The organism is Citrobacter sp. B72, from assembly GCF_016894305.1.
GTDB lineage: Bacteria > Pseudomonadota > Gammaproteobacteria > Enterobacterales > Enterobacteriaceae > Citrobacter > Citrobacter portucalensis.
In genome coordinates, this window is the sequence record NZ_CP069801.1 from 1,325,478 (window position 1) to 1,346,755 (window position 21,278).

A 21,278-nucleotide genomic window follows, 5' to 3' on the forward strand; every position below is an offset into this window, starting at 1 on the left:
AGACGCGAACTTAAATATTTCAGAACCTCGCCAATCGGCGGGGTTTTTTCATTTCAGGCCCAGGCTAAAAACTGCAGATTAACCGTGACCGCATGAGCTTGCGGCCTGAACCCTTTCCCCTCGTTTCTGAGAGGATTCACAGTAATTGAGGGGGACAGATGTCCGAACCAATAACCGGCACAGGCTTAGCTGGTGGCGCTTTAACTGGGGCGAGTGTTTACGGACTGTTAACCGGAACAGATTATGGTGTTGTGTTCGGTGCATTTGCTGGTTCTGTTTTCTACATAGCATCAGCTGCTGATTTGAGCACTTCACGCCGATTGGCATATTTCATCGTGTCATATATTGCCGGAATGCTCTGCGCTGGATTAGTTGGGGCTAAATTGTCAGCCCTTACGGGATATAGCGATAAACCGCTGGATGCCATCGGTGCCGTAATCGTTTCTGCTTTAGCCGTCAAAATCCTGACGTTCCTGAATAATCAGGATATCGGCTCGCTGGTGGCGCTGATAACGCGCCGGGGAGGTTCAGGTGGTACTAAATGACCCATCGGCAACAATCAACGCGCTGCTTTGCGCTGGGGTAGTGCTGACCCTGATGTTTTACCGTCGTGGCGACTCCAGACATCGACCGTGGATATCTCGCTTAGCGTGGCTGCTTACGGTCATTTATAGCGCCGTACCGCTGGCGTATCTGTGCGGTATCTACCCTTATTCATCGTGGGCCACTATCGGGGCCAACATTATTTTCCTGTCTGTGCTGGTCGCCGTCAGAGGCAACGTGGCACGCCTGGTAGATCATCTGAGGCAATAATGAACCAATCACAATTTCAGCAGGCGGCTGGTATAAGCGCCGGGCTTTCTGCACGCTGGTTTCCACACATTGATGCGGCAATGAAAGAGTTTGGCATTACAGCAGTTAATGATCAGGCCATGTTCATTGCACAAGTCGGGCATGAGTCTGCTGGCTTTACCTCGCTGGCAGAGAGTTTTAACTATTCGGTTGAAGGGCTGAAGAAAACCTTTGGTAAGCGCCTGACGCCGTACCAGTGCGAAATGCTGGGGCGTGTCGATGGTAAACAGGTCGCTCACCAGCCACAAATAGCCAATCTGGTTTACGGTGACCGTATGGGGAATAACAGCCAGGGTGACGGCTGGAAATATCGCGGTCGTGGCCTGCTTCAAATCACTGGTCGTGAGAACTACACCAAATGCGGTGCGGCGCTGAAACTTGATCTGATCAGTACGCCAGAACTTTTGACGCAAGAGCGACATGCGGCCCGTTCGGCGGCATGGTACTTCACGTTACGTGGTTGCCTTCTCTATTCGGGGGATGTGGAGCGCGTCACGCAGATTATCAACGGCGGGCAGAACGGCATTAACGACCGCCGTGAACGTTACGCTAAAGCTAAAGCCGCACTGGTGTGAGGTTACTATGGGACTTGAAATGATTATTGGCCTGGTTGTTGCCGCGCTGGCTGCAATTGCAGGTGCTTTTGGTCTGGGTAAATCACGCGGTACCAGTATCGCCGAAACAAAAGCGGGCCAGCAACGCACTGAAGAACGTGCAGCAGCGACTGAAGCTATTGCAGAACGCCGGGTAGAGACAATAAAAGGAGCCAGGGATGTACAGCAGACTGTTAATCATCTTCCTGATGACGATGTTGACCGTGAGTTGCACGAAAAATTCACCCGTAAAACCTGAAGTAACGGACACGGCCTGTGACTGGGTAAGCATAATCTACCTCACTGAGCACGACATTGAGGTTATGGACCGCCAGACGAAGAAAGATATTCTGGCACATAACAAGGCAGTACAAATTAACTGTTACACAGTCACTGAACATGGATATCGAAAGAAATAATGATTCTTAATAGATATAAAAAACGGGCTCATTTCTGAGCCCGAAGGATTAAGGATTGTTTTTCTCGGTAATCACCTTATCAATTAAGCTTCTGGCAATTCGATTAGCTTTGCTGTTGATTACGCCTTTGTCCGTTTCATTGGGATAAAGTAATTCGTGTACTTTATTGAGGCTTACTTGCTTCTTTAATCCCTTGAGCTTGTCTTCATCAATCATATGAACAAGTTCTTTTATGATCAATTTTAAAGCCCCGACCTCAGCATGAAGGTCATTTAATTGATGGTCGCTATTGTCATCGTATTTAGACATGATTGCTCCGTGTGTAGGTTTACTTTCAGCGCAGTGATTTTATCACATTTCGAGTATTTATCTTGGAGTGCGCTTTTGGTGCGTGTTAGGAGAGCATTTCAGATGACTCTCAAAGTGATTTTTTCAGTAGTTAGCATGGCAATCTGTTAACTGTTGGTGGCTTTGCGACAGCCTCACGGCTAAAAGGAAATCGTTATGAAGTTTCAGATCGCTAAGTTGTATCGCGGAGAGCACTTCATGGGTTATGGAATTGCTGTGAATGGACAGCTTCTTGATAACCAGGTATCGACGGCTATAGATACTCAGTGTAGAGAACTCCCCACCGTAACAGCGGTATTTAATCTTGATAAAAACCACGCTGAAAACCAAATCACTATTGATTTGTGTAATGGTGAACCATGCCAGCACTAATACCCCGTGCCTGTCGCAAGCGCGGTTGTCCCGGTACGACTACGGACCGTTCAGGTTACTGTGAGCAGCACCGCAATGAAGGCTAATACTGAGATATAATTACCCATCAATATGTGCACGAGGAGGAGTGATGAAATATTGTCCTGAGTGTGGTTCCAATGATGTGGTAAAGGACAAACAAAGAGGTGGTTGGAGCGGTGATTATATTTGCGAGAACTGCGGATTTAATAGTGATCCCAGTGAGTTCTGGTCAGAGACCGAGTACAGGATGAGGAAGAGGGCTGAGAGTTTACCCAGCTATCGCAAGAAGGAATGATTCAACCCGCTTCGGCGGGTTTTTTTATGGTAACGGATAGCAACCGGAACTGATATCAATGAACAAAGAACCACGCATATACGGCAGCAAGTGGGACCGTGAGCGTCTTATATTCCTTCGTGCTCACCCCTTATGCGTCATGTGTCACGAGCAAGACAGGGTGACAGCAGCAACGGTGGTTGACCACATCATCCCGCATAAGCTGAAAGAAGCGCTGCGTTCTGGTGACAACCAGGCAATAGCGAAGGCACAGAAGCTTTTCTGGAGCCGGAAGAACTGGCAAGGGCTTTGTAAGCAACACCATGACTCAACAAAGCAGCGCATGGAGAAACGCGGTGCCGTCATCGGATGTGATGAGAGCGGAATACCACTCGACCCTGCGTCGCACTGGTTCAAATGATAATGATTATCATGAGGGTGGGGCGGGTCAAAAGTTCAGAACCTTGCCCCTGGATGACCGCCGCTCGTCCTTTTTGCACACAACCGCGAAATGAAAAGTTTTTTTCCGGGAGGTTCCGATGGCAGGAAGACGCCCGAAACCGTCCCACCTGAAGGTGGTAACCGGTAATCCGGGCAAACGTAAACTCAACGACAAAGAACCCACCCCGGCCAGAGAAATCCCAAGCCCTCCTGCACACCTCACTGACTGGGGAAAGGTGGCCTGGGGAAAACTGACAGTGCTGCTTGATGGTATGGGGGTTCTCACTGTTGCAGACGTGCTGGCGCTGGAGCGCCTTTGCGATATTTACGCCGACATACTCCAGCTGCGCCTTACGATCGCTGACGAGGGGAGAACGTATACAGTGCAGACGGATGGCGGCTTTTTGATTAAGGCAAACCCTGCAGTGGCCATGTTGGCTGATGCAGATCGCCGTTTTAAAAGTTACCTGGTCGAATTCGGTCTTACTCCGGCCGCCAGAACGAAGGTGAAAGTTGATGGTGGAGAAAAAGAAGAAGACCCACTCAACCAGTTCTTCGGTTGATCCCGCCACGCAATACGCGATGGACGTAACCTCTGGAAAAGTAATTGCCGGTCCTGATATTCGTAATGCCTGCCAGCGCCATTTGCGTGATTTAAAAGAGGGTAGTAAACGCGGTCTGAACTGGGATGTTGAATCGGTTACACGAGCTATCAACTTTTTTGCTCAGGTATTGAAACTGAATGGTGGCGAGCACGAAGGTGCGCCATTTATTCTTCTGCCCTGGCAATGCTTTATTGTCGGCTCTGTTTTCGGCTGGAAGCGTGAAAACGGTACGCGCCGTTTCCGCACTGTGTATGTTGAGTCAGGAAAAGGTTCTGGTAAATCTCCGCTGGCTGCGGGAGTTGGCCTTTACTGCATGATGGCTGACAAAGAGCCGCGAGCAGAAGTGTATGCTGCAGCGACGAAAAAAGACCAGGCCATGATCCTGTTTCGTGATGCCGTGGCTATGGTTGATCAGTCTCCAGCGCTTCTGTCCAGAATTCAAAAATCCGGTGGAGCCGGTAAAGAGTGGAACCTGGCTTTCCTGCAAAACGGTTCTTTCTTCCGGCCTATCAGTTCTGATGATGGACAGTCTGGGCCGCGTCCTCACTGCGCCCTGATTGATGAGATTCACGAGCATAAAGATAACCGCGCGGTTGAGATGATGCGTGCCGGGACTAAAGGTCGGCGGCAGGCGTTAATTTTTATGATAACCAACAGCGGGCATGACAAAACCAGCGTCTGTTACGACTATCACCAGTACGGGCAGAAGGTTGCAGCCGGTCAGCGAGAAAACGATGCCTTTTTCGCTTTTATCTGTTCACTGGATGAAGGCGACGATCCTTTTAAAGATGAATCATGCTGGGGGAAAGCTAACCCATCAATGGGGCATACTTTTCTTTCTGATTACCTGCGCGAGCAGGTGGAAGATGCCCGTGGCATGCCTGCGAAAGAAAGTCTGGTTCGCCGACTCAATTTCTGTCAGTGGGTGGATGCAGAGAACCCGTGGATCAGCGGTGATATCTGGATGGCCTGTGAAAAGGACATCAGTATTGAACAGTTACGGGGTAAAACCTGCTTTGGCGGTCTGGATTTATCGGGTAAACGTGACCTTACATCGCTGTCTCTTTATTTTCCTGACATCAGTGTAATGCTGACAGAGTTCTGGACCCCTAAAGATACTTTATATGATCGCGCCCGCGTTGACCGGGTTCCTTACGACGTATGGGAGCGTGATGGTCATATCCATGCACCACCCGGTACAGCCATTGACTACGGTTTTGTCGCAAAGCGGATGGCAGAGCTGGCGGCAATGTTTGATATACGAAAAGTCGCTTTCGACCGCTATCACATTGACTACTTAACTCCTGAACTGGATGACGAAGGGGTTACGGTTCCTCTGGTACCGCACGGCCAGGGATTTGGTAAATCGGCAGAGTCAGGTTTGTGGATGCCGCACTCCATTGAACTGTTTGAGCAGCTTATTATGGAAAAGCGGATCAGCATTGTTCTGAACCCCTGTCTGCGCTGGTGTGCGGCGAACGCCGTTATTGAAGAAGATAAAAACGGAAACCGGGTTTTCAGCAAGCGCAGAAGTAATGGCCGTATAGATGGCGTTGTTTCTGGTGCGATGGCAGTTGGCGCGGCAGAAGGAGATGAAGAGGATGACAGCGATATTGAGGGTTTTTTTGACGATCCGATCATAGTGGGTATCTGATGGCTAAGAATAAACAGCAACCAGGGCGCGTAAAGAGCGCTCTTTTAAACTGGCTTGGTGTTCCAGTAAGCCTGACGACCGGTGAATTCTGGCGGGAATGGTTTGGAACCAGCAGTAGCGGAAAAGTGGTCACCGCAGACAAAGTTATCCGGCTTTCCGCTGTATGGGCGTGTGTCAGGCTCTTGAGTGAGTCGGTCTCCACGCTTCCGCTTAAAATTTACGAGAGACAGGCCGATGGATCGCGTAAGCTGGCCCAGAACAATCCCGCCTACCAGATATTATGCAGACGCCCTAATCCGGAAATGACGCCTTCCCGCTTCATGCTGATGATTGTGGCCAGTGTTTGTCTGCGCGGTAACGCCTTTGTCGAAAAGCTGTTCATCGGCAGCAAGCTGGTATCACTGGTTCCACTGCTTCCTCAGAACATGGTTGTAAAGCGGCTCGATAGTGGAAAATTACAGTACACCTACACGGAAAACGGAATCCAGCGGCTCATTCCTGTAGGCAGGATGATGCACATTCGCGGTTTTGGCCTCGATGGTGTGTGCGGCATGATGCCCACAATGGCCGGGGTGGATGTCTTCGGTGCTGCGATGTCGGTTGATGAAGCGGCGGCGAAAATCTTCGAAAATGGCCTGCAGAGTACCGGCTTCCTTTCTTCGAAAACAGCACTGAGCAAGGAACAGCGAGAAAGGTTGCGTATCAGCCTTCAGAGCTTTATTGGCTCGAAAAATGCCGGGAAACTGATGGTTCTGGAAAATGAACTGACATACCAGAACGTCACCATGAATCCGGAAGCCGCACAATTGCTTGAAAGCCGCTCATTCAGCATTGAGGAAATCTGTCGCTGGTTTCGCGTACCGCCATTCATGGTCGGCCATACGACAAAACAATCCAGCTGGGCCTCGAGTCTTGAGGGGATGAACATGCTGTTTCTGACCCATACTCTGCGTCCATTGCTGGTCAATATTGAGCAGGAAATCTCGCGCTGCCTTCTTAACGGTGATGAGGATTTGTTTGCAGAGTTTTCCGTTGAAGGTCTTCTGCGTGCCGACAGTGCAGGACGTGCTGCGTACTATACCAGTGCCCTGCAGAATGGCTGGATGTCGCGTAACGATGTGCGAAGGCTGGAAAATATGCCACCAATTGAAGGCGGTGATATTTATACAGTTCAGCTCAACCTGACTCAGTTGAAGAATCTCGAAAACAGCAACCCGGCGATTCAGGCGCTGGCTGTCAGAGAGCTTCATAACCACGTATTCCCTGATATTCCTTTCGAGCAATCGCCCCTTAAACAGGCTGCTTAGGAGCCCATTTCCATGACAATTAGACAACTTCCGGTTGCTCCGGCTGGACGCCCATGCGCGGGTGTGACCAGTGAACCCCAGCCCTCAGCGCTTGAGCGCTGGAATGGTGGGATCAGGGCAACATCCGATAATGACAACTCCATTTCTATTTTTGATGTTGTTGGCCGTGATTACTGGGATGAGGGTGTCACAGCCAAACGCATCTCCGGCGCTCTACGTTCGATGAACGGTGCTGATGTGACGGTAAATATCAACTCGCCCGGCGGCGATATGTTTGAAGGCCTGGCAATTTACAACCTGCTTCGCGAGTACCAGGGAAAAGTCACTGTAAAAGTGTTGGGCATCGCTGCCAGCGCCGCTTCGATTATTGCTATGGCCGGGGATGATATTCAAATCGGGCGAGGTGCCTTTCTGATGATCCACAACTGCTGGGTAGCAGCGATGGGCAACCGCCATGATTTTGCTGAGTTATCGACTTATCTTGAGCCATTTGATGCCGCGATGGCTGATATCTATGCTGCACGCTCCGGCCTTGATATGGACACCGTGCAGAAGTTGATGGATGCAGAAAGTTATATCGGTGGAAGTGATGCAGTAGAAAAAGGTCTGGCCGACAGTCTGCTTTCTGCTGATGCCGTAAGCGACGGTGATGACTCCCCGTCTGCGGCGTTGCGCAAACTTGATGCACTTCTGGCGAAAACGAACACTCCCCGGTCTGAACGCCGGAGATTAATCAAAGCTTTAACAGGTAACACGCCGGGCGCTGTTACCGATCCCGATGGTAAGCCGGGCGCTACCCAACCCAACCCTGAAATTTTAGCTGAGCTGGATGTCGCATTAAGCGGCCTGGCGAACGCATGCCAGTAACGGAGAAATTATGTCTGACGTGAACGAGATTCTTAAAAAAGTAACGGCCTCCATTGAGGAAGCGACCGGAAAATTTAATGCAAAAGCGGAAGAAGCTCTTAAGGAGGCACAAAAGAACGGCAAATTGTCGGCGGAAACCAAAGAGACCGTGGACAAGATGGCGTCTGAGCTAAATGCGTTGAAAGAAGCCGAAAAGACGCTGAAAGCCTCTATGGGTGAACTGGAGCAGCATGTTGCGCAGATGCCGCTGGCAAATGCAAAACAGGTTGTTGAATCTGTGGGGCAGCAGGTCATTTCTGCTGAGGCGTTAAAAACCTTTGCTGCCAGCGTTGCGGCCAGCCAGCGAATTTCTATTCCGGTGAAAGCGGCTCTGCTTACCGCTAACGTACCAGGCAATATTGTTGCTCCCGACCGTCTGCCTGGCATTGATACCGCGCCGAAACAGCGTCTTTTCATCCGCGACCTGATCGCGCCTGGCACAACGGCATCAAACACCATTTACTGGGTGCAGCAAACTGGTTTTACCAACAATGCTGCGGCGGTCGCAGAGAATACGACCAAACCGTACAGCAACATTGAGTTTGCAGAAAAAATCACCCCAGTTCGAACTATTGCGCATCTTTTCAAGGCATCCAAACAGATCCTCGACGACTTCGCACAGTTGCAGTCTCAGGTTGATGCGGAAATGCGTTTCGGCCTGAAGTATGTCGAAGAGCAGGAAATTCTGTTCGGCGATGGAACAGGCGCTCATCTGGAAGGCATCATTCCGCAGGCTTCAGCATTTTCGGCAGCGTTTCAGGTAGAGAATCAGAACGGTATTGATGATCTGCGTCTCGCGATGTTGCAGGCTCAGCTTGCCCGCTTCCCGGCATCCGGTCACGTCCTGCACTTCATCGACTGGGCGAAAATTGAGTTGACTAAAGACACGCTGGGCCGCTACATCCTGGCAAACCCTGCCGCTCTGACGGGGCCAACTCTTTGGGGCCTTCCTGTCGTCGCAACAGAAGCTACAGCCTTCCAGGGTAAATTCCTGACTGGGGCATTCAGTGCCGGTGCGCAAATTTTTGACCGTGAAGAAACGAACGTTGTTATCTCGACTGAGAACGCCGACGACTTCGAGAAAAACATGATCACCATCCGTTGCGAAGAGCGTCTGGCGTTGGCCGTTAAACGTCCTGAAGCCTTTGTTTATGGCTCGTTCACTGTACCGGCGTCTGGCGGTCAGTAATATCTTGTGCGGCCTTCGGGCCGCAATATTCGAGGGAATGCTATGAAGCTTATCGCGGTTAAACCAATTTACTTTGGCGGTGTTGTTGTGACAGAGGGGGAGTTACTGGAAACGCAGGAGCAGCACGGTCGTGAACTGATAAAAAAAGGCTATGCACGGCAGATGGTTGTTGATAATTCTGCTCAGCCAGAACAGCCAGAACAGCCAGAACAGCCAGAACAGCCAGAACAGCCAGAACAGCCAGAACAGCCAGAAGTTAAAGCAGAGAAGAAGGCGAAAAAGTAATGATCGATCTTGATGTGGTGAAACAGCACTGCCGCATTGATACCGACTTTGCCGGCGATGATGCCCTGCTGAATTTATATACCGGAGCGGCGGCGCGGTACGTCCAGACATGGACCAGGCGAACGCTCTATGAAAATCAAAGCTCTCCTGGCTACGCAGACGACCCTGCCCAGATTCTACTGAATGATGATGTTAAAGCGGCCATGTTACTGCTGATAGGTCACTGGTATGCCAACAGAGAATCAGTGGTCGTTGGTCAGACCGTTGCAGAGGTTCCGTTTGCAGTTGAAGCCTTGCTGCAGCCATACCGAATTTACGGGGTGTAAATATGGCCTGTTCCGGGTGCGCGCAGAGGCGCGAATGGATAAAAAAGTTGGCGAAAATAGCTTATGAACGAGCAACTGGTAAAGGAACTAATAGCGGCGCTGCGGGAACAAACCGCAGCTCAGAGAGAACAGACGGAGGCGATAAGCCGCCTGGCTGAATCAAACGCAGCTCTGTGTGATGTCATTATCCAGTCGCTGGCCGAAGATGAAGAAATTGATACTACTTCATTAGGCGATGAGCGACCCGTTTACTTGAGTCAAAGACCGAGGGGGTGATATGCAAGCCGGGAAATTGCGTCACAGAGTTATCCTGCAGGAGCCGGTAAAAGAACAGAACCCTACAACGGGAGCCGTAATTAATACCTGGCGCGATGTCGCAACTATCTGGGCCGAAATATCCCCCTTATCAGCACGGGAGTTTATAGCGGCCCAGGCATCACAGGGCGAAATAACAACACGCATAACTATTCGTTACCGTGCAAGTATTACCCGAAAGCACCGTATTCTCTTTCGTGGATCAGTATTCAACATTGAGGGCGTGCTTCCTGACCCGAAAAGTGGTCGTGAATATTTGACGCTTCCTTGTTCTGAGGGGGTAAACGATGGCTGATAGTGTTGAAGTAAACCTTACCGGACTCGAGTCACTGCTTGGAAAAATGGAGGCTGTCTCCGAAGTTACCCGAAATAAAGCTGGCCGTTCTGCGCTGCGTAAGGCTGCGAATATAATCAGGGATCGCGCCAGAAGTAATGCAGCCAGAGTTGATGATCCCCTCACCAAAGAGGCGATATATAAAAATATCGTCGCCAGCTTTAGCAGCAAGCAATTTCGCAGGACGGGTGATCTGGCATTTCGTGTTGGGGTAATGGGCGGCGCCAGTCAGTATGCAAACACAAAGGCCAACGTCAGGAAAGGCAGGGCCGGGAAGACGTTCAGAACACTGGGTGATAAAAGCAATCCTGGCGGCGATACCTGGTACTGGCGTTTTCTCGAATTTGGAACCGAACATGCCGCCGCAAAGCCCGTACTGCGACCGGCGATGAATGGTGTTGATACCGCAGTAATCAGCGTTTTCGCTGAAGAAATGGAAAAAGCTATCGATCGCGCAGTAAGGCGTGCCGCCAAAAAAGGAACAACAGCATGATTGCTCCAGTTTTTGCCGTCTGTTCGACAGACCCGAAAGTAAAAGAGCTGCTCGGTGCTCACCCGGTAAGGCTTTATCCGTTTGGTATGCTTGATGATGTTCTGGTGTACCCCTACGCAGTCTGGCAGAACGTGGGCGGAGAACCTGAAAATTACCTGAGTCAGAACCCTGACATCGACCGTTATTCCATTCAGGTGGATGTGTATGGCGACACCGATGAAGATGCTCTTGCTGTGGCGCGAGCATTGCGCGATGTCATTCAGCGCAAGGCTTACATTACCCGCTGGGACGCGCAGGGCAGAGACACGGTAACCCTCAAATACCGTTATTCATTCGACGTTGACTGGCTGGTCAACCGATAACTCAAAACCACTCACATAACACCGGCTATAAGCCGGTTTTTTTATATCCGGAGATGACTATGTCAGTAGTGACTCAAGGCACTCAACTTTTTGTGCTCGCGAATGGTGTCGTGAGCGAAATCGAATGTATTACGGCATTCTCACCAGGCGGCAGTCCGGCAGATCAGATTGATGATACGTGCCTCAGTGAACGCAACACCCGAAAATATAAAAAGGGTTTACGTACACCAGGACAAGCAACGGCCACTCTGAACGCTGATCCAGCAAATGCCAGCCATTTGATGCTCAGCAATATGGCTGAGTCCAACGATCAAAGCGACGTAACGTTTGCGATCGGATGGGCTGATGGGGAATCTAAACCAACAATCGGGAGCTCTGAGGGGTCTGTTGATGGTCTGACTCTGCCTTCAGATCGTACCTGGTACGTGTTCAAAGGTTATGTATCCGACTTCCCGTTTGACTTCCAGGGTAATACCGTCGTGCAGACGTCTGCCACCATCCAGCGTTCCGGCCAGGGGGCATGGATTCCGAAAGAACAACCAGGCAGTTAATTAAACGCGGGGGATCATTCCCCGCACCATCAATGTTTATACCGGAAAACGACATGAAACTGACTCTTGATACGCTGAAGAAAACAGGTGCTTTTACAGGTCGTCCTGTTGAGAAAGAAATTAAATGGAAAGGTGCTGACGGGGAAGAACACATTGCCACAACTTATGTTCGCCCTTTGGGTTATCACACTGCTACGTCTGACGTTCTCGCCGGGCTAGGCAAGATTGATGGCGTTGCTGGTCGTATTGCGGCTTCAATCTGTGACGAAGACGGGCATCAGGTGTTTACCGTAGCTGATGTAACTGGTGAGGCTGATCCGGAACGTGGCGCACTGGATGGGAATCTTACAGTAGCTTTGTTGGTGGCCATTCAGGAAGTTAACGATCTGGGAAAGACGGACTCAGCGCAGAAGACGAAATCTGGTGCGAACTAGTCCTTAATGGGATTGGTGGTCGTACCATTTCAGAAGCCCAGGAATGCCTTAGCTTCCTTGAGTTCCAGCAGTGGGTTCAGTATCGTCAAAAGTACGGAAGCCTGAACCCTATGATGCGAACTGAATGGGGCGCAGCGTTGATTTCTTCTGTGCTGGCTAATGTTAATCGCGGTACAAACACTCCGGCATTCAGCGTTGCTGATTTCGCCCCTCACATAGCAGCTGTAGAGCGCGTTGCCGCTAACGAACCAATCAGCCTGCATGAAGCGATGAGGACGTGGAATTGAAAAGTAGAATTTATTAGAAACGCTTTCCTTGCTACCCTATCTAAAAACAAGGAGATCAAGGAATGGCTTTAATTAAATGCAAAGAGTGTGGAGAACAGGTATCTGACAAGGCCGCATCATGTCCAAAGTGCGGAGCTCCCATAGCAAAAAAAAACAAAGGTCCATCGGGATGTATGATGGTGTTTTTTATTTTTGTAGGGGTTCTTATCCTTCTTTTGTTTATTGGCAAAGTAAGCAATAAAAAAGAAGCACCTAGCCAAACAGTGGGTAGCACTCAGGTAAGCACTGATAAGTTGAAAAATGATGTCGTAAAAGAAGTAGAGGTAAAAAAAGAACCAGTTACAGTTATTAACTGGCATAACCAACCCACGAAAGATAGCGTTACTGGTGAGGTTGGGGAGATCTTTTATAATACATCGAAAAACCATGTTAATTTCCCATTCCCTTACAACGTTGATGGTGGATCTGTACTCAACTTGGTTTTCCGCAAAAGAAAACAAGGTACTGATGCCTATGTCGTGATATCTAAAGGGCAGATTGTATGTGGTTACTCAGATTGCGCAATAAGAACGAAGGGCGATAACGGAAAGGTAAAAACCTGGACTGCAAGTAGTGAGGCATCTGGAAGATCAGACATGATTTTTCTTGATAACCCACAGTCTTTCGAAAAATATATCAAGAGCAATAAAAAAATCACTATTGGAGTGACATTTTATCAATCTGGCGAACAGGGGTTCGATTTTGATGTTTCAGACTATCCAGAGCAAGCAAAGAAAAAATAAAATTAATATTTACACTATTTAATAAGCATTAAGATGCCTCGCTTTGCGGGGTTTTTTTTACCTGGAGGACAGCGTGGCAAGTAAATCATTAGGTACATTAACGATAGACTTAATTGCCAAAGTTGGCGGCTTTGTTGGCGGCCTAAGCCAGGCTGAAAGGGCATCGCAGAAATGGCGAAAACAGGTTCAAGAGGATGCAAAATCTGTAGCTGTTGCATTCACAGGGGCAGCAACTGCAGCAAGCGCCGCTGCTATTGGCGTAGGTGTGGCTGGATACAACCTGTTAAAAAACACCTCCAGGCAAATTACTGAGTCTGACCGTTGGGCTAAGTCGCTCAACATGTCTACTCAATCATTACTTGCTTGGCAGTATGCTGCAGAAAAAGCAGGTGTTTCAGGCGATCAAATGGCTGATATTTTTAAAGATATCGGAGATAAAATTGGTGACTCGGTACTGAATAAATCAGGTGAGGCTGTAGATGCATTGGATGCACTCGGTTTATCAGCTAAAAAATTATCGAGTGAATCGCCAGATAAGCAACTTTTAGCCATAAGTGATGCGCTAAGCAAGATTAAAACAAACGCTGAAAAGACTACTATTCTTGAAAGCTTGGGTAACGATCTCTCTAAGTTGCTTCCTTTGCTTGATCAGGGCGGTGATAAATTACAAAAATATATGAAGGCTGCGAAAGAATTTGGCGTAGCACCAGATGATACAGATATAGAAAGTCTCGTAAAAGTTAATTCAATCTTTGAGGATATGGAAAACCAAGTTAAAGGGGTTAAGATTGAATTATCAGCTGGATTAGCAAAGGTTGACCTTTCTAACCTGCAGAAATCAATTAGCGACATGGGTGATGTATTTAAAGACCCTGAAGTTATCAAAGGTATCACCAACCTTGTTAGTGGCGTGGTCGACCTCGCTACCTGGCTTGTTAAGGTTGGAGCGGAAGCAGGAAAACTCATCGATCTTTACAAAGGGGGACAGGCAGTAGGGGAGAATGCATCTATAGATGAAATTGATCGTCGCATAAGAAACCTTGATGCAGATTTAAATGACGAAGGTTTTCTTGCAGATTTCAACAGATTAGGAATGGATGTGGAAGGGAAACGGGCTGAACGATCAGAGCTTGAACGCCGCCGAGCAACCCTTAAAGCAGGAAATAACCTACCTCTATATCCAGCAACCATAGGTAATAATTCTTCATCTAAAACAGATTATGGTCTTGGCGCAGGAGAATCAAACGGGAAATTAAAAACTGATACTTCAGCAAAAAAACTTGAATCAGCTTTTAAATCAATGGAGACAAGTTATCTCCGGCAAATTGCTCTCATCGACACTACCGGAAAGAAAAGCGCAGAGGTTACTGAACAACAAAAACTACAATTTGATATCGCTGACGGCAAGCTAACGGGACTTAATGAAACACAGAAGCAACGCCTTGAACAACTGGCTACAGAGGTTGATCGCCTGAATGCTGTTAAAAAGGCGAACGAGGAAAACCTAAAACTTGCTGAGTACATTTCGAATCTTCAGCGTGAAAATGCTAATGCTGCTGCTTCCCTTGATGCTGATGTTATTGGCGCAGGTCTGGGTGATAAGGCACGCGAAAGGATGCGTGAACAGCTCGAAATTGAGCGTGAATTTAACGAGAAACGGGAAGATTTGCAGCGCCGTCGCCAGGATGGAAGCATTAAAACCTCAGAAGAATATGACCGCTATAACCAGGAACTGGACAAAGCGCTTGCTGAGCGACTCGATAAATATCGCTCACATTATGATGAACTGGACAGATTGCAGGGGAACTGGCTAGCCGGTGCGCAGAATGGCTTGGCTAACTGGGTAGATACTTCCAGTGATTATTACACTCAGGTATCAGATTTAGTCGGTAACACCCTTGATGGCCTGGTGGATAACATGGCTGATGCCCTCAGTGGTAATAAAGCTGACTGGGCAAGTTGGGCGAACAGTGTGCTGAATGAGTTGCAGAAAGTGTTGCTCAGGGCAATCATGGTCAACACACTTAAATCAGCTGGGGATAGTGGCTGGTTTGGTTCGCTGGGAGGGATGTTTGGTAGTTCAGTAGCTGGTGCAGCATCCGCTGGCGGGGCAACACCGTCCGGAGCTTATACTGGTGCAGCATCTCAATTGAAATTCGCCAAGGGCGGCGTAATGGACTCCCCTGATCTGAGTCGTTTCCGTAATGGCGTCGTGAACAGCCCGACGATGTTTGCTTTCGCCAAAGGTGCGGGGCTTATGGGTGAGGCTGGCCCTGAAGCGATTATGCCCCTGACGCGTACTGCTGACGGTAACCTCGGTGTTCGTATGGTGGATGACACGGTTTCTTCTGTTGGCGGTGGTGGTGCTCAGCTCCAGCAAACTATTCATCAGCATTTTTCTATTTCCGGTAACGGTGACGCGGCACTGAAGCAGGCTATGCAGGAAGCTGCGCGACAGGGAGCGAATGACGGTGCGAAGCAGGCGCGTCAGGATTTGCTTCAGGACTTCTCTAATAGAGGTCAGGCAAGGCGATTGCTTGGCGTGTAACCATTATTAATATTCATTAAGCCGAAAGGCGGGAGACAGTTATGACTTTAGAAAAGCAAAAGGATGCTCTACTTTGCAGGCAGCGTGAGTTAATCACTAATCTTGAAAGAATCGAGCGGGAATCTGTTAAATTACATTATGAAATTATTCACTACCTTAAGGAAAGATTACAAAACAATCATATGAGACTCCTTATATCTAAAGATTCGACTAGTCTGATTAATGATATCGTTGCGTTTGATGAAAGCGATTGTGTTAACTTGGCTGAGGTAGGGAAGAATAATATTCTAATAGGAGCCATGCTAATGCAAAAAGCAATTAAGCATGGCGGCTAATTTCAAAGTTTTATTTCATGTATACATCGAATTTTTGTTCTGAAATGTATGGGGCAGGATTGAGAAATCTCCCTTGTACAGATTTTATCAAATGATGTAGCATATGGAATAAATATAAAAGATTTCCATCAGGAGAATTGGCATAAAGCCAGTTGATAGTAGATTCTCCAAATCTAAAATCATTGGTATTTATCCCTGCGATAAAATTGTCATAATGTACGAAGCCCTTTTCAAGAATGATCATCGCATCTAATGACGGACTGGCAATGTTGAATCTTGTGTTATTATTCGGTAGTGCAGGAACAGATATACCAAGTTCTTTATGAGCCTTATCTATCCAGCCTTGTACAGTTTGCATTTGCTGCGGCCCATTATATGCAACAAGAAAAGACTTTAGTCCTCGACTGAAAGTTGAAACGGAAAAAATTTCTTCATAACTTGGATTCAGTGTTTTTGCATTATGTGAAGACTGTATTGATTTTTTCAATTCTTCATAGGTTAGTGTCGATTTTATTTCAATTGTGCAGATTACTGATTCTACTAAAAATGCTGAAATGCTTTCACTGAAACTGATTTTTGGATATTCATTGCGGTACAAAACTATATCATATTGATTCCGTTGATCTCCTGGTTTTGAGTTATGATCAATTATTTCGCCAGTGCCAATGGATATGTTGCTGGGCAAGTGATCTTTAAGAAATTTGGAAATAAATTCTTCTCTTGGTGTTCCTTTATGTAATGAGTGCCCGGCTATTGATACTGAAGCCCCTTGAGCGGCTAGTATTTTTTCCATGTTGTTGAAGTGTGCGCGTAACATTTTTTCCTCTCATTGCTTATACATCAGTGTCCCACCACTGACCGAACACCTAACATAACCAGGTATGTAAATCAGTAACATCCTGACAAATGATCAGTAGCGCCTCCGTGCGCAGACTAATGCAGGAGAATCTATGGCTGTACTTGAATGGCCGGAAGATGTCTGTCCCGCGTCGCTGACCTGGCGACCAGAGAGTAATACCAAAACCTTCCGTTCCCCCTTCAATGGGTCATCACAGACAGCACGCTTCCCCGGCACCCGCTGGGTATGTTCCCTGACCTTCAATAACCTTACTGACGAAAAATCCAGGCGCATTGATGCTCTGGTGGCTTCGCTTGATGGTGAGTATGGCAGGGTAAAAGTTCGCGACTGGGGGAGAAGTGGCAGAGCGCCAGCTGGCGTGCCAGTTGTTGATGGCGCTAATCAGACAGGGACTCAGCTTCAGAGTAAGGGCTGGACTCCGGGAACAGTGGTGCTCAGACAGGGCGATTATTTCACTGTTAATGATGAACTGAAGATGGTTACAGCCGACGTGACGAGCGCGGCGAACGGTACCGCAATGATTATATTTGCGCCTATGTTGCGTAGCTCGCCACCTGCTAATGCTGCCATTGAAGTTGCGAAACCCTACGGTATTTTCAAACTGAAGGATAACCAGCAGGGAGCCGGTAACCGTGTGCCGGGTATTTTTACCAGTTATACAATGGAGCTTGAGGAGGCATTTTAATGCTGTATTCCCCCTTTTCGGATTCGATGGTGGACTGGTTATCACGCGACAGGGTGACGGTCGCGATCGCCGCAAATATTCAGTTTGAATCCGGTACCGTCTATGTGCATTCCGGTACCGGGACGCTGGTTCTCGGCGGCTATGTCTATTACGGCATGGGGCGCATGGGTTCTGTTGATGATGCCAGTGAAACCAGCACGACAAGCCCGACGCAGGTCAAAATGACTCTTTCAGGTCTGGATATGGCCCTCTTTGCCACTACGCTGAATGAGCGATGCGTGGGCAGAAATGCTGAAATCTATCTGGTGGCCATGGATGATAACGGTGTTGTCCAGGTTGCCGATCTCCTGTTCAAAGGGCGAGTATCCAGTACCGGGGCGACCGCTGGCGGGACGAATGCCCTGCAGTACACCATCAGTAATATTTTTGAAGACTGGCAGCGTCCTTTCCCCGATCGTTATACCGATGAATCGCAGCAGGCTGCTTATCCCGGCGACCGCATATTCCGGTATGTGGCCCAGATGTCTGAACGTTCGATTTACTGGGGCAGTAAAAAAGATGCCCCAGGATTCACCTATAAGTGAGGAAGCATGAAGCATCCGGACTGGCATAACAGATTAATTACCGTAATAAGGGCCGCTGAAAAGCGGCCTTTTTTATGGGGCAGTCATGACTGCTGCCTGTTCGCGGCGGACTGCGCTCAGGCTATGTGCGGTGAGGATTTTGCGGCAGGCTGGCGCGGAACCTACGACAGCGAACATGGGGCTAAAAAGGCGATATTGCGCGGCGGCGGTTCGCTTGAAAAGGTGCTGTCACGGTATCTCGATGAAGTGCCGGTGAATCTGGCGCAGCGCGGGGATATTGCCGTTGTTGAAAATGCCGGGGCGCGGTGTGCCGGGGTGGTGTATTCCGGCGTTGTGTGGGCGCCTGGCGAAACTGGTCTTGTCAGTCTGCGGGTTAAACCGTTGAGTGTCTGGAGGGTGCGTTAATGCCTGCTGCTGTTCCTATAGTTGCCACCATTGCCGCAGGTGTGGCAGCGGCAAATGAAATGTATGCCATTGCGATGGTTATCACCGTCGCCGCTCAAATTGCCACCCAGGCGCTGACCAAGACCCCGTCGCTGAATTCCTACCGTGATACGTCTGAACGCAAACAGGTTCTGCGTGCAGCGGCCAGCGCCAAAACCGTTGTTTATGGTCGCTCAACGTCGGCGGGCACTTTGTTCTTTTCCGAAGAGCAGGCTGGCGAACAGGATGATGGCGAAATGCTGCATCTGGCTATTGCCCTGGCGGGACACCCGTTATCCGGCGTTCAGACTGTCTGGCTGGGTGATGAGCCGATCAGTAGCTATCCTGAGCATGCCTTTTTCGAGCTGCACACCAACCGCCAGACGGCGGACCCTTACATGCTGGAAAACTGCCCGTCATGGAAAGAAGACATGATCGGGAAAGGGATCACCTGGCTGCGCGTATCCCTGAAGTTCAACGCTGAAAAATTCCCGGCAGGTATCCCTAACATCAAGGTAGAAAAACAGGGGCGTGCCGTTTATGACCCGCGTACCGGGTTGACGGGTTACAGCAACAATGCGGCGCTGGTTATCCTGGACTATTATCGCAATTACCTGAAAGTGCCCGACACCGATATTCTCTGGGACCAGTTTAAGGACGCGGCGAATATCTGTGATGAGGATGTGATTACTGGCGGTAATACCGTTGAGAAGCGCTATACCATCAACGGTGAATTCGATCTCAGTGAAAACAAGGTCAGTATTCTGGAAGGAATGCTGGCAGCATGCGCCGGGGATGTAACGTATACCGCGGGCAAACATGGCCTTCTGGTCGGGGCTTATTATGGTCCTGCGACAGAGGTGATCACTGAGAGCCAGCTGGCCGGTGATATCGAAATCATGCCGGAAGTATCTCAGGCGGAACGTGTTAACACTATCAAGGGGACATTTGTCGATCCGCAGCAGGGCTATACCGAAGCGGATTTCCCTTCTGTGTCAGTCAATGAATGGGTGACGGAAGACGGCGTGGAAATATCGCAGGATATGAAGCTGCGATTTGTGACCTCTGAATTTCAGGCCCAGCGTCTGGCAGACGTGAAGTTAAAGCGTACCCGCATCGCCAGAACCATGAACGTTACGTTAAACCTGAGCGGGTACCGTTACCGCCCGGGAATGTATGTGAAGGTGAATTTCCCGTCTATCGGTATCGTGAATGTTGAGATGCGGGTAACTGACTGGAAGTTCGGCGTTCAGAATGGCGTACAACTGACGCTGAAGCAGGAAACCGCAGATGTCTGGGGCGACGCTGTTGGTAAACCGATTGAGCGGCCGCCGTTCACCCAGTTGCCATCAGGCGGAGTGGCGCAGCCGCAGAATCTGAAATACACCGTGGAAGAAATTGGCCAGGTCGTGCAGGGCATTCTGTCCTGGCAAAACATCGGTCAGGTGGTCTACAACAAAGTGGTCATTCGCCGCAATGGTCAGATGGTGATGTCAGTCCAGGTTCCGGGGACGTTCACGCGTCTTACCGGGTTACCGAAAAATACCTACACAGCCCACGTTATTGCCGTAAACCAGATGGGGGCAGAATCGCCAGAAGGGTATCTGGAATTCAGCATTGAAGCCCCGCCAGCACCTTCCCATGTTGATATTGAGCAGGGATTCTTTGCCGTCACGCTGATCCCGCGTCTGGCGGCGATCACTAATGTTTCCACGCAGTTTGATTTCTGGACGTCAGGTGAAACGAAACTACCTGATACCTCAACAGCGACCGTGGAAGGGAATGCCAGCCGGGAGGGGATGGGAACAACCTGGACAAGCAATCAGCTACAGGTTGGACATACCTATTACTGGTACATCAGAACGGTTAACGCCTTTGGCGCCTCCGGCTTTATCGAAGTACCGGCGTTGTGCTCTATGGACACGGGCGGTCTTATTGACATCATTGATGACCAGATTCAGAACTCTGATGCGTTCCAGAATATTAAGTCCGGTGTTGATACGAATCTGGAAGGCATTATGGAAAATGCGCTGGCAAACCACGGAACCGTTGAACATCAGTGGGTGCAGTACGGTGAGGTTCGCGCGGACATATTGATTGTGAAAACAACAGTCGCAACCGCAGAGCAGGGGCTTGCTGATTTATCCACCTATGTACAGGCTCAAATAGGACCGGAAGGAAGCCTGACTTCTGCGGTCAACCAGAAGATGACGGCTGAAGTAAAAAGTGACGGAACAGCCAAAGCCTCTTACACCCTGAATATGGGCATTGTGCGAGACGGTGTTAAGTACAATACCGGATTTGGCATGTCTATTGAGCCATCAGGAAACAGCTATAAATCCACAGTTGTATTTGCCGCCGATCAGTTCGGTATTTATTCCGGTAACAATCCAGGTAACTGGCAGGCTGCATTCTTTGTCTATAACGGGCAGGTATTTATCAGTGATGCGCTAATTCAGGATGGCAGCATTACCAATGCCAAAATTGGTAATTTTATCCAGTCGAACAACTTCGTTGCGGGCTCAACTGGCTGGTGCATTGATAAAAATGGAAACGCTGAATTACATGGCAAACTTTACGCTGACAGTGGCCAGTTTGCATTTAATGGCACCAATAATACTGTCGTCATCAACGGGAATGGGCTGACGGTCAATTTATCCGGTGGTGGTCGGGTTGTAGTCGGGAGGTGGTGAT

The 21,278-nt window shown here is 49.0% G+C and carries 30 protein-coding genes and 1 pseudogene; 29 read left to right on the forward strand and 2 right to left on the reverse strand.

All coding sequences use genetic code 11. The annotated features are described in order from the left end of the window. Window positions 1–158 precede the first annotated feature (158 nt). The 5 genes from JQN59_RS06270 to JQN59_RS26925 are packed head-to-tail and all read left to right on the forward strand — an operon-like array spanning window position 159 to window position 1,864. On the forward strand, window positions 159–545 hold the full coding sequence (locus tag JQN59_RS06270) for a phage holin family protein (RefSeq protein ID WP_001294158.1): 387 nt from the start codon (window positions 159–161) through the stop codon (window positions 543–545). After that, complete coding sequence (locus JQN59_RS06275) at window positions 532–813, forward strand: phage holin family protein (protein WP_072161075.1); 282 nt, start codon at window positions 532–534, stop codon at window positions 811–813. Before JQN59_RS06270 ends, JQN59_RS06275 begins: the two co-directional genes overlap by 14 nt. After that, complete coding sequence (locus JQN59_RS06280) at window positions 813–1,427, forward strand: glycoside hydrolase family 19 protein (RefSeq protein ID WP_053890682.1); 615 nt, start codon at window positions 813–815, stop codon at window positions 1,425–1,427. Before JQN59_RS06275 ends, JQN59_RS06280 begins: the two co-directional genes overlap by 1 nt. A 7-nt stretch (window positions 1,428–1,434) precedes the next feature. Further along, window positions 1,435–1,704 carry a hypothetical protein gene (locus tag JQN59_RS06285; RefSeq protein WP_204528178.1) on the forward strand — a complete coding sequence of 90 codons (270 nt, stop codon included), beginning with the start codon at window positions 1,435–1,437 and terminating at the stop codon, window positions 1,702–1,704. Then, window positions 1,661–1,864, forward strand: coding sequence for a hypothetical protein (locus JQN59_RS26925; protein ID WP_239484216.1), 204 nt, complete (start codon window positions 1,661–1,663; stop codon window positions 1,862–1,864). The genes JQN59_RS06285 and JQN59_RS26925 overlap by 44 nt, the downstream gene beginning before the upstream one ends. A 48-nt stretch (window positions 1,865–1,912) precedes the next feature. Here the strand turns inward: JQN59_RS26925 and JQN59_RS06290 are convergent, their stop codons facing one another. Continuing rightward, window positions 1,913–2,173: a hypothetical protein gene (locus JQN59_RS06290; RefSeq protein WP_086529490.1), complete on the reverse strand. Its 261-nt coding sequence runs from the start codon at window positions 2,171–2,173 to the stop codon at window positions 1,913–1,915. Between the two features lie 195 nt (window positions 2,174–2,368). On the opposite strand from JQN59_RS06290, the gene JQN59_RS06295 reads away from it, so the two are divergent. The 20 genes and pseudogenes from JQN59_RS06295 (at window position 2,369) to JQN59_RS06385 (ending at window position 16,033) form a co-directional block, all read left to right on the forward strand. After that, window positions 2,369–2,584 (forward strand): hypothetical protein, encoded by a 216-nt coding sequence (locus JQN59_RS06295; RefSeq protein WP_204528179.1) that lies wholly within the window; start codon window positions 2,369–2,371, stop codon window positions 2,582–2,584. Then, a pseudogene (locus tag JQN59_RS26930) lies at window positions 2,572–2,667 on the forward strand (HNH endonuclease); the annotation flags it as partial. The gene JQN59_RS06295 and the pseudogene JQN59_RS26930, both read left to right, overlap by 13 nt. A 291-nt stretch (window positions 2,668–2,958) precedes the next feature. Further along, window positions 2,959–3,300: an HNH endonuclease gene (locus JQN59_RS06300; protein ID WP_181641007.1), complete on the forward strand. Its 342-nt coding sequence runs from the start codon at window positions 2,959–2,961 to the stop codon at window positions 3,298–3,300. Between the two features lie 118 nt (window positions 3,301–3,418). Then, window positions 3,419–3,883, forward strand: coding sequence for a phage terminase small subunit P27 family (locus JQN59_RS06305; protein ID WP_046671192.1), 465 nt, complete (start codon window positions 3,419–3,421; stop codon window positions 3,881–3,883). Beyond that, window positions 3,837–5,579: a terminase large subunit gene (locus JQN59_RS06310; protein WP_200094160.1), complete on the forward strand. Its 1,743-nt coding sequence runs from the start codon at window positions 3,837–3,839 to the stop codon at window positions 5,577–5,579. Before JQN59_RS06305 ends, JQN59_RS06310 begins: the two co-directional genes overlap by 47 nt. Further along, entirely contained in the window at window positions 5,579–6,886 is a 1,308-nt protein-coding gene (locus JQN59_RS06315; RefSeq protein ID WP_103848990.1) for a phage portal protein, read from the forward strand. The genes JQN59_RS06310 and JQN59_RS06315 overlap by 1 nt, the downstream gene beginning before the upstream one ends. Window positions 6,887–6,898: 12 nt before the next feature. Continuing rightward, a complete protein-coding gene (locus JQN59_RS06320; RefSeq protein WP_103848989.1) occupies window positions 6,899–7,753 on the forward strand; it encodes a head maturation protease, ClpP-related in 855 nt (284 codons plus the stop codon). 10 nt (window positions 7,754–7,763) lie between these two features. Continuing rightward, on the forward strand, window positions 7,764–8,981 hold the full coding sequence (locus JQN59_RS06325; protein ID WP_103848988.1) for a phage major capsid protein: 1,218 nt from the start codon (window positions 7,764–7,766) through the stop codon (window positions 8,979–8,981). Window positions 8,982–9,023: 42 nt separating this feature from the next. Continuing rightward, on the forward strand, window positions 9,024–9,266 hold the full coding sequence (locus tag JQN59_RS06330) for a DUF7210 family protein (RefSeq protein ID WP_204528180.1): 243 nt from the start codon (window positions 9,024–9,026) through the stop codon (window positions 9,264–9,266). Then, the gene (locus tag JQN59_RS06335) at window positions 9,266–9,592 is read left to right on the forward strand and encodes a head-tail connector protein (protein ID WP_204528181.1); all 327 of its coding nucleotides are present in this window, start codon (window positions 9,266–9,268) and stop codon (window positions 9,590–9,592) included. The genes JQN59_RS06330 and JQN59_RS06335 overlap by 1 nt, the downstream gene beginning before the upstream one ends. A gap of 63 nt (window positions 9,593–9,655) precedes the next feature. Further along, a complete protein-coding gene (locus tag JQN59_RS06340) occupies window positions 9,656–9,868 on the forward strand; it encodes a hypothetical protein (protein WP_087051098.1) in 213 nt (70 codons plus the stop codon). Window position 9,869: 1 nt separating this feature from the next. Further along, complete coding sequence (locus tag JQN59_RS06345) at window positions 9,870–10,202, forward strand: phage head closure protein (protein ID WP_087051099.1); 333 nt, start codon at window positions 9,870–9,872, stop codon at window positions 10,200–10,202. Then, a complete protein-coding gene (locus JQN59_RS06350) occupies window positions 10,195–10,734 on the forward strand; it encodes an HK97-gp10 family putative phage morphogenesis protein (protein ID WP_087051100.1) in 540 nt (179 codons plus the stop codon). The genes JQN59_RS06345 and JQN59_RS06350 overlap by 8 nt, the downstream gene beginning before the upstream one ends. Next, a complete protein-coding gene (gp17, locus tag JQN59_RS06355; RefSeq protein WP_061353916.1) occupies window positions 10,731–11,096 on the forward strand; it encodes a tail completion protein gp17 in 366 nt (121 codons plus the stop codon). Before JQN59_RS06350 ends, gp17 begins: the two co-directional genes overlap by 4 nt. A gap of 59 nt (window positions 11,097–11,155) precedes the next feature. After that, window positions 11,156–11,647, forward strand: a complete 492-nt coding sequence (locus JQN59_RS06360; protein WP_003841711.1) for a phage tail tube protein — start codon at window positions 11,156–11,158, stop codon at window positions 11,645–11,647. 53 nt (window positions 11,648–11,700) lie between these two features. Next, window positions 11,701–12,081, forward strand: coding sequence for a phage tail assembly chaperone family protein, TAC (locus JQN59_RS06365; RefSeq protein WP_003841709.1), 381 nt, complete (start codon window positions 11,701–11,703; stop codon window positions 12,079–12,081). A gap of 110 nt (window positions 12,082–12,191) precedes the next feature. Continuing rightward, entirely contained in the window at window positions 12,192–12,368 is a 177-nt protein-coding gene (locus tag JQN59_RS06370) for a phage tail assembly protein T (RefSeq protein WP_202617084.1), read from the forward strand. Between the two features lie 62 nt (window positions 12,369–12,430). After that, window positions 12,431–13,150: a zinc ribbon domain-containing protein gene (locus JQN59_RS06375; protein WP_115490047.1), complete on the forward strand. Its 720-nt coding sequence runs from the start codon at window positions 12,431–12,433 to the stop codon at window positions 13,148–13,150. Between the two features lie 73 nt (window positions 13,151–13,223). Next, the gene (locus JQN59_RS06380) at window positions 13,224–15,698 is read left to right on the forward strand and encodes a phage tail tape measure protein (RefSeq protein ID WP_204528182.1); all 2,475 of its coding nucleotides are present in this window, start codon (window positions 13,224–13,226) and stop codon (window positions 15,696–15,698) included. A gap of 41 nt (window positions 15,699–15,739) precedes the next feature. Beyond that, on the forward strand, window positions 15,740–16,033 hold the full coding sequence (locus tag JQN59_RS06385; protein WP_096879221.1) for a hypothetical protein: 294 nt from the start codon (window positions 15,740–15,742) through the stop codon (window positions 16,031–16,033). A gap of 10 nt (window positions 16,034–16,043) precedes the next feature. Here the strand turns inward: JQN59_RS06385 and JQN59_RS06390 are convergent, their stop codons facing one another. Then, entirely contained in the window at window positions 16,044–16,850 is an 807-nt protein-coding gene (locus JQN59_RS06390) for a DUF6602 domain-containing protein (RefSeq protein WP_204528183.1), read from the reverse strand. A 133-nt stretch (window positions 16,851–16,983) separates the two neighbouring features. On the opposite strand from JQN59_RS06390, the gene JQN59_RS06395 reads away from it, so the two are divergent. Genes JQN59_RS06395 through JQN59_RS06410 form a run of 4 tightly spaced genes read left to right on the forward strand, consistent with a single transcriptional unit; the run spans window position 16,984 to window position 21,277 of the window. Next, window positions 16,984–17,577, forward strand: a complete 594-nt coding sequence (locus tag JQN59_RS06395; protein WP_204528184.1) for a hypothetical protein — start codon at window positions 16,984–16,986, stop codon at window positions 17,575–17,577. Then, window positions 17,577–18,161, forward strand: a complete 585-nt coding sequence (locus tag JQN59_RS06400; protein WP_048217931.1) for a hypothetical protein — start codon at window positions 17,577–17,579, stop codon at window positions 18,159–18,161. Before JQN59_RS06395 ends, JQN59_RS06400 begins: the two co-directional genes overlap by 1 nt. A 6-nt stretch (window positions 18,162–18,167) precedes the next feature. Next, window positions 18,168–18,566, forward strand: coding sequence for a DUF6950 family protein (locus JQN59_RS06405; RefSeq protein ID WP_204528185.1), 399 nt, complete (start codon window positions 18,168–18,170; stop codon window positions 18,564–18,566). Continuing rightward, window positions 18,566–21,277, forward strand: a complete 2,712-nt coding sequence (locus JQN59_RS06410; RefSeq protein WP_204528186.1) for a phage tail tip fiber protein — start codon at window positions 18,566–18,568, stop codon at window positions 21,275–21,277. Before JQN59_RS06405 ends, JQN59_RS06410 begins: the two co-directional genes overlap by 1 nt. Window position 21,278 lies beyond the last annotated feature (1 nt).

Coding starts and splice junctions, on each gene's coding strand:
- JQN59_RS06370 (WP_202617084.1), top strand. CDS start 12,192: ATGATGCGAACTGAATGGGGCGCAGCGTTGATTTCTTCTGTGCTGGCT.
- JQN59_RS06400 (WP_048217931.1), top strand. CDS start 17,577: ATGCTGTATTCCCCCTTTTCGGATTCGATGGTGGACTGGTTATCACGC.
- JQN59_RS06270 (WP_001294158.1), top strand. CDS start 159: ATGTCCGAACCAATAACCGGCACAGGCTTAGCTGGTGGCGCTTTAACT.
- JQN59_RS06300 (WP_181641007.1), top strand. CDS start 2,959: ATGAACAAAGAACCACGCATATACGGCAGCAAGTGGGACCGTGAGCGT.
- JQN59_RS06280 (WP_053890682.1), top strand. CDS start 813: ATGAACCAATCACAATTTCAGCAGGCGGCTGGTATAAGCGCCGGGCTT.
- JQN59_RS06410 (WP_204528186.1), top strand. CDS start 18,566: ATGCCTGCTGCTGTTCCTATAGTTGCCACCATTGCCGCAGGTGTGGCA.
- JQN59_RS06295 (WP_204528179.1), top strand. CDS start 2,369: ATGAAGTTTCAGATCGCTAAGTTGTATCGCGGAGAGCACTTCATGGGT.
- JQN59_RS06390 (WP_204528183.1), bottom strand. CDS start 16,850: ATGTTACGCGCACACTTCAACAACATGGAAAAAATACTAGCCGCTCAA.
- JQN59_RS06375 (WP_115490047.1), top strand. CDS start 12,431: ATGGCTTTAATTAAATGCAAAGAGTGTGGAGAACAGGTATCTGACAAG.
- JQN59_RS26925 (WP_239484216.1), top strand. CDS start 1,661: ATGTTGACCGTGAGTTGCACGAAAAATTCACCCGTAAAACCTGAAGTA.
- JQN59_RS06285 (WP_204528178.1), top strand. CDS start 1,435: ATGGGACTTGAAATGATTATTGGCCTGGTTGTTGCCGCGCTGGCTGCA.
- JQN59_RS06320 (WP_103848989.1), top strand. CDS start 6,899: ATGACAATTAGACAACTTCCGGTTGCTCCGGCTGGACGCCCATGCGCG.
- gp17 (WP_061353916.1), top strand. CDS start 10,731: ATGATTGCTCCAGTTTTTGCCGTCTGTTCGACAGACCCGAAAGTAAAA.
- JQN59_RS06330 (WP_204528180.1), top strand. CDS start 9,024: ATGAAGCTTATCGCGGTTAAACCAATTTACTTTGGCGGTGTTGTTGTG.
- JQN59_RS06350 (WP_087051100.1), top strand. CDS start 10,195: ATGGCTGATAGTGTTGAAGTAAACCTTACCGGACTCGAGTCACTGCTT.
- JQN59_RS06340 (WP_087051098.1), top strand. CDS start 9,656: ATGAACGAGCAACTGGTAAAGGAACTAATAGCGGCGCTGCGGGAACAA.
- JQN59_RS06395 (WP_204528184.1), top strand. CDS start 16,984: ATGGCTGTACTTGAATGGCCGGAAGATGTCTGTCCCGCGTCGCTGACC.
- JQN59_RS06305 (WP_046671192.1), top strand. CDS start 3,419: ATGGCAGGAAGACGCCCGAAACCGTCCCACCTGAAGGTGGTAACCGGT.
- JQN59_RS06335 (WP_204528181.1), top strand. CDS start 9,266: ATGATCGATCTTGATGTGGTGAAACAGCACTGCCGCATTGATACCGAC.
- JQN59_RS06405 (WP_204528185.1), top strand. CDS start 18,168: ATGAAGCATCCGGACTGGCATAACAGATTAATTACCGTAATAAGGGCC.
- JQN59_RS06385 (WP_096879221.1), top strand. CDS start 15,740: ATGACTTTAGAAAAGCAAAAGGATGCTCTACTTTGCAGGCAGCGTGAG.
- JQN59_RS06345 (WP_087051099.1), top strand. CDS start 9,870: ATGCAAGCCGGGAAATTGCGTCACAGAGTTATCCTGCAGGAGCCGGTA.
- JQN59_RS06310 (WP_200094160.1), top strand. CDS start 3,837: ATGGTGGAGAAAAAGAAGAAGACCCACTCAACCAGTTCTTCGGTTGAT.
- JQN59_RS06360 (WP_003841711.1), top strand. CDS start 11,156: ATGTCAGTAGTGACTCAAGGCACTCAACTTTTTGTGCTCGCGAATGGT.
- JQN59_RS06365 (WP_003841709.1), top strand. CDS start 11,701: ATGAAACTGACTCTTGATACGCTGAAGAAAACAGGTGCTTTTACAGGT.
- JQN59_RS06325 (WP_103848988.1), top strand. CDS start 7,764: ATGTCTGACGTGAACGAGATTCTTAAAAAAGTAACGGCCTCCATTGAG.
- JQN59_RS06315 (WP_103848990.1), top strand. CDS start 5,579: ATGGCTAAGAATAAACAGCAACCAGGGCGCGTAAAGAGCGCTCTTTTA.
- JQN59_RS06290 (WP_086529490.1), bottom strand. CDS start 2,173: ATGTCTAAATACGATGACAATAGCGACCATCAATTAAATGACCTTCAT.